This is a genomic window from Peribacillus sp. P4_C12, assembly GCF_056402095.1.
Window position 1 is genome coordinate 1 of sequence record NZ_JBFUIB010000730.1, and the last position, 1,526, is coordinate 1,526.

Annotated in this window: 2 protein-coding genes; one reads left to right on the plus strand and one right to left on the minus strand. The window is 29.0% G+C overall.

What is annotated here, in order from left to right; translation table 11 throughout:
* Positions 1-616 (plus strand): hypothetical protein (locus AC1DUW_RS28465; RefSeq protein WP_477644136.1); only part of this gene is annotated, 616 nt, incomplete at its 5' end.
* 77 nt (positions 617-693) lie between these two features.
* Here the strand turns inward: AC1DUW_RS28465 and AC1DUW_RS28470 are convergent.
* Positions 694-1,526, minus strand: an 833-nt coding sequence (locus AC1DUW_RS28470; protein ID WP_477644137.1) for an HNH endonuclease, incomplete at its 5' end; no start/stop codon positions are given.

Genomic DNA, 1,526 nt, shown 5'->3' on the forward strand with positions numbered 1-1,526 from the left:
ATTAATTGCATTACATAAGTATAAAAAAATAAACAATGAGGAATTTAAAGTTATAAAAGCTTACCTTAGAGATTCAGAAATAAAAGTCTTCTTTGAACAAACAGAACCTATAACTCTTTCTGGTATAGGTAATGTCTATTTTGGAGCGGTACTTTCCAATAACGAACTAAAGAAAAGCAAGTTAACTTTTGAACTTAGATATCGTATTATTGATGATGATAATAATAGCTTTGCAGCTACTCCTGATTTAAATGATGCGTTCTTCAGTGTTCAACACTCAATTGGAATTGAAAACCTAAAATCTAAAATTGAAAGTTTATTTGTTATTAAAGACAGACAAAAAACAATATTAGATTACATTAAATCTATTAGTAACTTAAAAGTTTTAGATGAAAATCAGATTTACTCTATTTTCAAAAAAATAGTGGATAACCGAGATATTGTAGGTGAAACCAGAAAAAGAGTAAAGGAAGTTTATGATAAAGAACTAGTAGGAAATACTATGTCACTATTCAGAGTATTTAACTCCTTTTCTAATATCCCTAAAGATTTAGATGAACAATTAACCTTAGAGAGAATCTATCACAAAGTGATTATAGATTTACAATCAAAATGAATTTTTAATAAGTCCCTCTTTTTAAGTCCCTCTTTTAAAGAGRGATTTTTTAAACAATCAATTACATGTAATAAATCTCACCTACTTTTTGATAGAGAATGATATTTAGCATGCCATTGAAAATACTTTAAGCTATCTTCATTCCAGTTTCTTATTTCTCTTCCTTTTATATTACTCATATACTCATCTAAACAGTTTGTTGTTACTTTTTCACTTATTGTAACTTTACCGTCTACTATAATTATATAGCCTTTCTCAAATAAATCGTCACAACCAAATTTACACATTGGCATGACAATGCTTTTATAGTCTAATCTTTCTTCTTTTGAACAAAATGCCCTCTTTTTTATATGTGCTGTAACCAAAAATGAAATTGGATAATCCTTTCCGCAAATTCCACATTTATCGATTGTTTTACTACCAAAAAGTGTTTTTCTTAAAAAACCTTGTTCAGCTCTACTTTTCACTTTTCCTTCTTTATCGAGGGGGTCACTACTCAAACTATCTACAATTTTATAATATTCATTCTCTGTTACAGTCTGACTAATTGTAGAACTTTCTAAGTCAAAGTAATTTATTAGAGGATAACTCTTTTCTTCATTTAGTACTGAAAACCCTTGTATTATATTATTTTCTGAATACCCTACTATCTGGTTAAACAATGCTACTGGAATATCATGCTCTCTTATTTCATCCAGAAAGTATATGTATTCCCATGTTTCACCTTTTGTATTGTACCCCCAAAGGAAATCAGCGAGGGATTTGTTATGTAATTTAAATGTTACTATTCCAGATGAGTATAAAAGTCTATCAGCCGAAAAGAAAGTAAAATCACCAGACTGAATTTTATCCCACTTTTTTTGATTTACGTTTTTTACTCCAGCTGTTACACCCCAAATTGGTAACATCC